The following is an 8,080-nucleotide window of genomic DNA, read 5'->3' as shown; positions in this document are numbered from 1 at the left end:
GAAGGCCTCCTTACCGGCCATAAGAGCCGGTAAGGAGGCCTTCACGGCTTTTACGGGTCAGGCGGGCAGGACCACCGAGATCTCGTCGGCCGCGTCCGGGCCGAAGGCATCGCCGATGCGGGCCAGCGCGTCCGCGCGGTCGAACGTCCACTCCTGGGTGCCGATCGTCTCCAGGACCAGCACCGCGATCAGCGAGCCGAGCTGGGCCGCGCGCTCGACGTTCAAGCCGCCGTCGAGGCCCGCCAGGAAACCCGCGCGGAAGCCGTCGCCGACGCCCGTCGGGTCGGCCTTCGCGCGCTCGGGAACCGCGCCGATCTGCAGGGCGAGGAAGTCCTTGCCGACGATCTCGACGCCCTTCTCCCCCAGCGTTGTGATCCGCAGGCCGACCTGGTCGAGCACGTCGGCCTCGGTCCAGCCGGTCTTCTGGAGCAGCAGCTCCCACTCGTAGTCGTTGCTGAACAGGTACTTCGCGCCGGCGACGAACGCGCGCGCCTGCTCGCCGGTCATGCGGGCCAGCTGCTGCGACGGGTCGACCGCGAACTCGTACCCGCGCTGGCGGCACTCCGCGGCGTGGCGGACCATGCCCTCCGGGTCGTCCGGGCTGATCAGCACCAGGCTGAGCGCGCCGGCGCGCTCGGCGATCGGCTGCAGCTCGATGTTGCGGGACTCGGCCATCGCGCCGGCGTAGAACGTCGCGATCTGGCAGAGGTCCTCGTCGGTCGTGCAGACGAACCGCGCGGTGTGCGCGACCTCCGAGACGTGCACGCCGGACGTGTCGACGCCGTGCCGCTCCAGCCAGGACCGGTAGTCCGCGAAGTCGGCGCCCACGGCGCCCACGAGCACCGGCTGCACGCCGAGCACCCCGAGACCGAAGGCGATGTTCGCGCCGATGCCGCCGCGCCGGACCACGAGGTCGTCGGCGAGGAAGCTCAGCGAGACCCGGTGCAGCTGCTCGGCGACCAGCTGCTCCGCGAACCTGCCCGGGAAATGCATGAGGTGGTCGGTCGCGATACTGCCGGACACCGCGATCCTGGCTTTGTCTGCCACCGGCTGCTCCTTATGTGGTCGACCTCACGGCAAAAGGCGCGAAGTTACCCCCGGGTCATGACCCGTCCGGGTAGTTCGCGCACGCCCAGCCGACACTACCGGCTGGTACTCCTTCTCCAGTCGAGAGCGGATCAATAGCGTTACGAATCGTGAACGCCGTCACCGAACCCGAGACCCTGTCCGAGCTGATCGCCGACTGCGCGCTGATCCCGGCGACGCTGCAGGCGGAGGACCTTCCGCTGCCCCGCGCCACGGCCAAGCCGTGGCAGGTCGACGAGGCGTGCCACGCCCAGGTCGCGGAGCTCGACGCCTACGTGTGAGTCCGCAGGGACGAAGAAGGCCCCGCCCTCCGAACGGAGGCGGGGCCTTCTCACGTGTTACCGAGACTCAGTGTTATCGAGACCCAGCGCTTACCGAGACTCAGTGTTACCGAGACTCAGTGGAACGAGTCGCCGCAGGCGCAGGAGCCGGTGGCGTTCGGGTTGTCGATCGTGAAGCCCTGCTTCTCGATCGTGTCCACGAAGTCGATGACGGCTTCCGACACGTACGGCGCGCTCATGCGGTCGACGGCGACCTTGAGGCCGTCGAAGTCGCGGAACAGGTCGCCGTCGAGCGAGCGCTCGTCGAAGAACAACTGGTAGCGCAGGCCCGCGCAGCCACCGGGCTGGACGGCGATGCGCAGGTGCATGTCGTCGCGGCCCTCCTGCTCGAGCAGGCCCTTCGCTTTGGAAGCCGCGGCGTCGGTCAGCGTGACGCCATGGGTCTCTTCGGCGGTCTCGGCCTGCGTCGCGCCGGCGTGCTCAGCGGTCGTCATGGCACTCCCTCTAAGTTCGAACTCACTGCGGATACTCCTCGTGCTGACGTCTTCAACACCCGGAGCGCCCGTTCTGTTCCCCCACCATGGTCGCACATCGATCGACCTGGTGAACGGCGGCGTGACGCCTGCAATACCCTGGTGAGGTGAGGTTCCTGCGCCGAAGCACCACAGACACCGCCGCCGACGAGCCGGAGACGACCGAAGCCGTCGACGTCAGCGGCAAGTCGTTCACGCCCGGTAAGGGCAAGGCCACGCCGAAGCGCCGCGACGCGGAGGCGAAGAAGCGCGGCCCGGTGGCGCCGCCGCCCACCACGATGCGTGAGGCGATGAAGCGCAACAAGGAGCTGCGCAAAACGAACCCGCAGACCAAGGAAGATCGCCGCGCGGCCGCGAAAGCCCGCCGCGAGGCGATGATGCGCGGCGACGACAAGGCACTGCTGCCGCGCGACCGCGGCCCGGTCAAGGCGTACGTCCGCGACCTGGTCGACAGCCGGCGCAACCTGCTCGGCCTGTTCATGCCGCTGGCCATCCTGGTGTTCCTGGCCCTGCTGGTGCCGCTCCCCCAGGTGCAGTCGTACATCACGCTGCTGTGCACGGCGATGCTGCTGGTGATGGCGATCGAGGGCTTCGTGAACGGCCGCAAGATCGCGAAGCTGGCGCGGGAGAAGTTCCCGAAGGAAGCGATCGCCGGCCGCTCGGTCGGCTGGTACGCGTTCGTCAGGGCGTCCCAGATCCGGCGGCTGCGGGTGCCGAAGCCGCGGCTGAAGCCGGGGGAACCGATCCCGAACTGAGCTGGTTTCAAGAAGGCGGGTGGAGCGAGTCTCCACCCGCCTTCTTGCTGTTCGGCCCCGCTCGGCGCCCGGAGGGAGGCCGGAGTCACTCCAGGGTCGTTAGCAAAGCAAACGATTACCGCCTAGGCTGGCACCCATGGAGTTTCGTCGTCTCGGCCGCAGCGGCCTCAACGTCAGTGAGATCTCGTACGGGAACTGGCTCACCCACGGTTCCCAGGTCGAGGAGGACCAGGCCCACGCCTGCATCAAGGCCGCCCTCGACGCCGGCATCACCACCTTCGACACCGCCGACGTCTACGCCAACACCGCCGCCGAGTCCGTGCTCGGGCGCGGCCTCAAGGGGCAGCGGCGGGAAAGCCTGGAGATCTTCACCAAGGTCTTCTGGCCCACCGGACCCAAGGGCCCCAACGACAAGGGCCTGTCCCGCAAGCACATCACCGAGTCGGCCAACGCCTCGCTCACCAGGCTCGGCACCGACTACCTCGACCTCTACCAGGCACACCGGTTCGACCGGAGCGTTCCGCTCGAAGAGACCATGCTCGCCTTCGCCGACCTCGTCCGCCAAGGCAAGGTCCTCTACGTCGGCGTCTCCGAGTGGACCGCCGAGCAGATCAGCCGCGGTGCCGCCCTCGCGCGGGAGCTGAAGATCCCCTTCGTCTCCAACCAGCCGCAGTACAACATGCTCTGGCGCGTCATCGAGGACCAGGTCATCCCCGCTTCCGAGCGCGAAGGCCTGAGCCAGATCGTCTGGTCGCCGATCGCGCAGGGCGTCCTCACCGGCAAGTACAAGCCCGGCGCCGACTACCCCGCCGGCTCGCGGGCCACCGACGAGAAGGGCGGCGCCAACATGGTCGCCCGCTTCCTCGACGAGAACGTCCTCAAGCGCGTCGCCGAGCTGGAGCCGCTCGCGAAGCAGGCCGACCTGTCGCTGGCGCAGCTGGCCGTCGCGTGGGTGCTGCAGAACCCGAACGTCGCCTCGGCGATCATCGGCGCCTCGCGGCCGGAGCAGGTGCACGAGAACGTCAAGGCCGCCGGCAAGAAGCTCGACGCCGACCTGCTGACCGCCATCGACGACGTCCTCGGCGACGTCGTCGAGCGCGACGCGAGCCTGTCGAAAAGTCCCTAGTTCCCAGGTGATTCAGTCCTGGTTGATCCGGCCCTGGAATGGCACGTCGACGTCGAGCGCGTCTTCCGGGGCCAGCCGGGGCTCGAGCCCGAACCCGCGCAGGAGGCGGCTGGCCCCGGCCAGCCGGTCGCCTCCTCGCCCGGGCACCCGCTCGGGGGCGAGCCCGCGCGAGGTCAGCAGCGTCTCGACGTCGTCGATCAGCCGGTACGGGTCACAGTCACCCACGGACCCAGGTCTTCCCCGTGATCCGTGCGTAGACCTCGGTGTAGCGCTGCCGCGTCTGCTCGACGATCTCCGCCGGGATCTCCGGCCCGGGCGCCGTCTTGTCCCACCCGGTCGTCAGCGACCAGTCGCGCACGAACTGCTTGTCGAACGCGTGCTGCGGACGGCCCGGCTCCCACTCGTCGGCGGGCCAGAACCGCGACGAGTCCGACGTCAGGACCTCGTCGCCGAGGGTCAGCGTGCCGTCGGCGTCGAACCCGAACTCCAGCTTCGTGTCCGCGATGATCACGCCCTGTGCGGCAGCGTGTTCCGCGCCCTTCGTGTAGATCTCCAGCGTCAGCTCGCGAAGCCGCTTCGCGGTGTCTTCGCCGATCTCGTTCAGGACCTCGTCGAAGGTCATGAACTCGTCGTGGCCGGTGTCGGAGATCTTCGTCGTCGGCGTGAAGATCGGTTCGGGGAGCTTGTCGCCCTCGACCAGGCCCGGCGGCAGCGCGACGCCGGAGATCTTGCCGTCGCGCTGGTACTCGCGCAGGCCCAGGCCGGCGAGGTGGCCGCGCGCGATGCACTCGACCTGGACCATCTTCAGCGGCTTGCAGCGCATCGCGCGGCCGGCGAACTCTTCCGGGACGTCGGTCGTCGACACGACATGGTTCGGGACCACGCCGGACATCCGCTCGAACCACCACGCGGAAAGCTGGTTGAGCAGCGCGCCCTTGTCCGGGATCGGCGTCGGCAGCGACACGTCGTAGACCGAGACGCGGTCGGACGCGACGAGCAGGATGTCCCCGCCGTCGAGCTCGTACAGGTCACGGACCTTGCCCGCGTGGATGTGCTTCATTCGCCGTCCTCAGTCGTGTACTCGTAGAAAACCCAGTGGTCGGACAAGGCGGCGGACTCACCGTACTCGACGACCGTCCCGTCGGCCGCCAGGAAGGTGCTCCGGCCCAGCAGCACCGGCGACCCGGCGGGCAGCCCCAGTTCGGCCGCCTCCTCCTCGCTCGCGCGGCCCGCCGCGTGCCGTTCCTGCGTCGTCGCGATCTTCGTGCCGAGCCGGGCGGCCGCGTGGGCCGCGGTGCCCTCGACGATCCGCTCGGGCACCAGCAGCGCCGGCGCCTTGGCCGACAGGGCGCCGTCGAACCACGACGTCGACGTCGACAGCGGCCGCGAGTCCGGCCCGTAGGTGGTGCGCCGCCGGCGGATCGCCGGGGCACCCTCCTCCAGGCCCAGCGCGGCCGCGGCGCGTTCGGCGGCCTGCTCGAGGCCGGCCGAGCGGATCACGGCGTAGTGGCCGGGCGGGTAGATGCGGCCCGTCCGCCCCGAAGCGGCGCTGCGGTCGCGGGCCGTGCGGTGCAGGCCGCCGCGGTCGACGACCGTGCCGACCCCGCGCACCGGGCGCACGAGCCCCTGTGAGCGGAGCGTGGCCAGGACCTTGGTGGCGGTCGCCATGGCGACGGCCCAGGTGCGCGCGATCTCGCGGGCGGACGGCACCGAGTCGCCCTCCTGGAGCCGGCCGGACAGGATGTCGTCACGGATCCGGCCCGCGATCTGCAGGTACGGCGGCTCAGGACGGTCGAGGGTGGGCAAGGCGGCTCCTCACGGGGACAACACGCACAAGTGTTCTAGCACGCCGGGGTGTCTCCCACAAAGCCCTGTTCAGAACCACCCAGGTGTACTAGTACACGTGCTGGACTGCGCTCTAGTACGCAAGTTACCCTCGAAAGTGTGTCCCCGCCCACAGCGCACAGCGGCTCCAACGGCCCGGGCCTCGATCAACTCCTCGAGGAACTCCGGCGCCGCAAGTGGGTATTGCACCTGTTCGGCGGCCGCGAGGCCCCGGAGCTCTACGCCGCGGTCCACACGTGGCCGACCTGCGCCGACGTCATCGTCCTCCGGGACGAGCACCGCGCCAGCGCCTATCGCGTGCCGATGTTCCCGGGCACCGACGTGTTCAGCCCGCGGGTGGTCACGTGGCAGTACCACGCCACCCCGGTCTGGACGCTGCGGGCGGTGCTCACCCTCGCGGAGCCCGGCACCCCGGGCGCGCCGCTGCAGGCGCTGCGGCCACAGCCGGAGTGCCACATCCCGCCGGAGCTGCGCCACGACGTGACGATCCGGCCGACGAGCACCACCCGGGTGGAGGGGGACGACGGTGGCGGACCGCCCGCGTGCGCCTAGCGATTTCAGGCTCGGCGCGCCAGCAGCCGCTCGGCGACCACGAGGTCGTGCGGATAAGTGATCTTGAGGTTCTCGGGAGCCCCCGGGACCCAGCGGATCGGCAGGGAGGAGAACCGCTCCATGCAGGACGAAGTGTCCGTCCCGAGAAAGCCTTCACGCTCGGCCTGTTCGTAGGCCTCGAGCAGCGGTCCGGCCCGGAAGCCCTGAGGCGTCTGGACGCGGATCGCGCCGGGCACCTGGGCGACCAGGTGCCCGGCATCCACCTCGACGACGTCGTCCGCGGCCAGGCCCGGCACAGCCCCCCCGTCCTCGCGTGTCCGGGCCAACACCGCACCGACCAGTTCGGGGTGGACCAGCGGCCGGGCCGCGTCGTGCAGCAGCACGGCGTCGACCCGGCCGCCCCTTATGCGCGGGGCGAGGTGGTGCAGCGCGTTGAGCTCGGACGCCTGGCGCGTGTCCCCGCCGTGCACGATCTCGACGTCCCCGTCGACGACCTCTTCGGCGAGTTCGCGGTCCTGCGGCCGGATGACCAGCACGAGCACGCCGATGCCCGGGACGCGCTTGAAGGCGTCCAGCGACCAGGCGACCACCCGCCGGCCGGCCAGGGGCAGGTAGACCTTGTTCAGCTTCGCGCCGACGCGGGTGCCCGCGCCGCTGGCCAGCACCACCGCGGCCGCCGTCGTCTCCACGAGCCGCGAGACTACCGGGGCCGGCTCACCGGTAGGTTGGCCACAGCGTTGCCGTGGACGAGAAAGGGCCTGGTGTGGAGCCGGAAAACAGCGAGTTCCCCGAAATCACCCCGCCCGACGACCACGCCCGGTCCGCCGCGATCGCCCTGCACGACAAGCTGGTCAAGCCCGCCGGGTCGCTCGGCAGGCTCGAGGAGCTGGGCGTCTGGATCGCGGCCTGCCAGGGCCAGTCGCCGCCGCGGCCGTTCACCCGGCCGCGCGTCATCGTGTTCGCCGGTGACCACGGCATCGCCGCGAAGGGCGTCTCGGCCTATCCCGCCGAGGTCACCTCGCAGCTGCTGGGCACGATGCTGACCGGCGGCGCCGCGATCAACGTCCTGGCCGCCGCCGCGGGCGCGAGCGTCCGCGTGGTCGACATGGCCGTGGACACCGAGGCGCCCGCGACCCGCTCGATCGGCGAGCACAAGGTCCGCCGCGGCTCCGGGTCCATCGACGTCGAAGACGCCCTCACCGACGCCGAGGTGAAACAAGCGATCCGCGCCGGGGTCGCGATCGCCGACGCGGAGGTCGACGGCGGCGCGGACCTGCTCATCCCGGGCGACCTCGGGATCGGCAACAGCACGCCGGCGTCGGTCCTGGTGGCGGCGCTGACCGGCACCGAGCCGGTCGCGGTGGTCGGCCGCGGCTCCGGCATCGACGACGACGCGTGGATGCGCAAGGCGACGGCGGTGCGCGACGCGCTGCGCCGGGCCCGCGCGGTCCTGGCCGACCCGGTCGCCTTGCTGCGCACCACGGCGGGCGCGGACATCGCCGCGATGGCCGGGTTCCTGGCCCAGGCCGCCGTCCGCCGGACGCCGGTGGTGCTGGACGGGCTCGTCGCGTGCGCCGCGGCGCTCGTCGCCGAGGACCTCGCGCCAGGTGCGCGACGCTGGTGGGTGGCCGGGCAGCGGACCGCCGAACCCGCCCACTCGCTCGCGCTGAAGCACCTCGACCTCGGCCCGCTGCTGGAGCTGGACGTCCGTCTCGGCGAAGGCACCGGCGCCGTGACGGCGTTGCCGCTGCTGATGATGGCCGCCCGCGTCCTCGCCGAAACCGCGACGCACGAGCAGGCCGGCGTCTCCGGCCCGGTCATCCCGGCCACCGCCACCTGACCCCGAAAAGCCGTGAAGGCCACCTTCAGGAACTTCAAGTTCCTGAAGGTGGCCTTCACGTA

At 70.8% G+C, this 8,080-nt stretch carries 11 protein-coding genes; 5 read left to right on the top strand and 6 right to left on the bottom strand.

Features of this window, described 5'->3' with window-relative positions; all coding sequences use genetic code 11:
- Nucleotides 1-57: 57 nt before the first annotated feature.
- Nucleotides 58-1,047: a carbohydrate kinase family protein gene (locus tag AB0N03_RS49935; RefSeq protein ID WP_364388169.1), complete on the bottom strand. Its 990-nt coding sequence runs from the start codon at nucleotides 1,045-1,047 to the stop codon at nucleotides 58-60.
- A gap of 149 nt (nucleotides 1,048-1,196) precedes the next feature.
- Here AB0N03_RS49935 and AB0N03_RS49930 point away from each other — a divergent pair, with 149 nt between their 5' ends.
- Complete coding sequence (locus AB0N03_RS49930; protein WP_364388167.1) at nucleotides 1,197-1,367, top strand: hypothetical protein; 171 nt, start codon at nucleotides 1,197-1,199, stop codon at nucleotides 1,365-1,367.
- Between the two features lie 116 nt (nucleotides 1,368-1,483).
- Here AB0N03_RS49930 and AB0N03_RS49925 read toward each other — a convergent pair whose 3' ends face one another.
- A complete protein-coding gene (locus AB0N03_RS49925; RefSeq protein ID WP_364388165.1) occupies nucleotides 1,484-1,861 on the bottom strand; it encodes an iron-sulfur cluster assembly accessory protein in 378 nt (125 codons plus the stop codon).
- 146 nt (nucleotides 1,862-2,007) lie between these two features.
- On the opposite strand from AB0N03_RS49925, the gene AB0N03_RS49920 reads away from it, so the two are divergent.
- Both AB0N03_RS49920 and AB0N03_RS49915 read left to right on the top strand, forming a co-directional pair.
- Nucleotides 2,008-2,655, top strand: coding sequence for a DUF3043 domain-containing protein (locus AB0N03_RS49920; protein WP_364388163.1), 648 nt, complete (start codon nucleotides 2,008-2,010; stop codon nucleotides 2,653-2,655).
- A gap of 136 nt (nucleotides 2,656-2,791) precedes the next feature.
- The gene (locus AB0N03_RS49915) at nucleotides 2,792-3,781 is read left to right on the top strand and encodes an aldo/keto reductase family protein (protein ID WP_364388161.1); all 990 of its coding nucleotides are present in this window, start codon (nucleotides 2,792-2,794) and stop codon (nucleotides 3,779-3,781) included.
- A 12-nt stretch (nucleotides 3,782-3,793) separates the two neighbouring features.
- Here the strand turns inward: AB0N03_RS49915 and AB0N03_RS49910 are convergent, their stop codons facing one another.
- From AB0N03_RS49910 to AB0N03_RS49900, 3 genes are read right to left on the bottom strand one after another with little or no spacing between them, the layout of a single operon-like run.
- Nucleotides 3,794-4,006, bottom strand: a complete 213-nt coding sequence (locus AB0N03_RS49910) for a hypothetical protein (RefSeq protein WP_364388159.1) — start codon at nucleotides 4,004-4,006, stop codon at nucleotides 3,794-3,796.
- Nucleotides 3,999-4,841, bottom strand: a complete 843-nt coding sequence (locus AB0N03_RS49905; RefSeq protein ID WP_364388157.1) for a phosphoribosylaminoimidazolesuccinocarboxamide synthase — start codon at nucleotides 4,839-4,841, stop codon at nucleotides 3,999-4,001. The genes AB0N03_RS49910 and AB0N03_RS49905 overlap by 8 nt, the downstream gene beginning before the upstream one ends.
- Nucleotides 4,838-5,587 carry a GntR family transcriptional regulator gene (locus tag AB0N03_RS49900; protein ID WP_364388155.1) on the bottom strand — a complete coding sequence of 250 codons (750 nt, stop codon included), beginning with the start codon at nucleotides 5,585-5,587 and terminating at the stop codon, nucleotides 4,838-4,840. Before AB0N03_RS49900 ends, AB0N03_RS49905 begins: the two co-directional genes overlap by 4 nt.
- A gap of 138 nt (nucleotides 5,588-5,725) precedes the next feature.
- On the opposite strand from AB0N03_RS49900, the gene AB0N03_RS49895 reads away from it, so the two are divergent.
- Nucleotides 5,726-6,178 (top strand): hypothetical protein, encoded by a 453-nt coding sequence (locus tag AB0N03_RS49895; protein ID WP_364388154.1) that lies wholly within the window; start codon nucleotides 5,726-5,728, stop codon nucleotides 6,176-6,178.
- A 5-nt stretch (nucleotides 6,179-6,183) separates the two neighbouring features.
- Here the strand turns inward: AB0N03_RS49895 and AB0N03_RS49890 are convergent, their stop codons facing one another.
- Entirely contained in the window at nucleotides 6,184-6,867 is a 684-nt protein-coding gene (locus tag AB0N03_RS49890) for an IspD/TarI family cytidylyltransferase (RefSeq protein ID WP_364388152.1), read from the bottom strand.
- Nucleotides 6,868-6,941: 74 nt separating this feature from the next.
- Between AB0N03_RS49890 and cobT the strand changes: the two genes are divergently transcribed.
- On the top strand, nucleotides 6,942-8,018 hold the full coding sequence (gene cobT / locus AB0N03_RS49885) for a nicotinate-nucleotide--dimethylbenzimidazole phosphoribosyltransferase (RefSeq protein WP_364388171.1): 1,077 nt from the start codon (nucleotides 6,942-6,944) through the stop codon (nucleotides 8,016-8,018).
- Nucleotides 8,019-8,080: the final 62 nt, after the last annotated feature.

Source organism: Amycolatopsis sp. NPDC051061 (genome assembly GCF_040682935.1).
GTDB lineage: Bacteria > Actinomycetota > Actinomycetes > Mycobacteriales > Pseudonocardiaceae > Amycolatopsis.
This window is presented reverse-complemented; position numbering and strand designations above follow the sequence as displayed.

Excerpts from the sequence above, each read along its gene's own strand:
- AB0N03_RS49925 (WP_364388165.1), bottom strand. The coding sequence starts at position 1,861 with ATGACGACCGCTGAGCACGCCGGCGCGACGCAGGCCGAGACCGCCGAA.
- AB0N03_RS49915 (WP_364388161.1), top strand. The coding sequence starts at position 2,792 with ATGGAGTTTCGTCGTCTCGGCCGCAGCGGCCTCAACGTCAGTGAGATC.
- AB0N03_RS49905 (WP_364388157.1), bottom strand. The coding sequence starts at position 4,841 with ATGAAGCACATCCACGCGGGCAAGGTCCGTGACCTGTACGAGCTCGAC.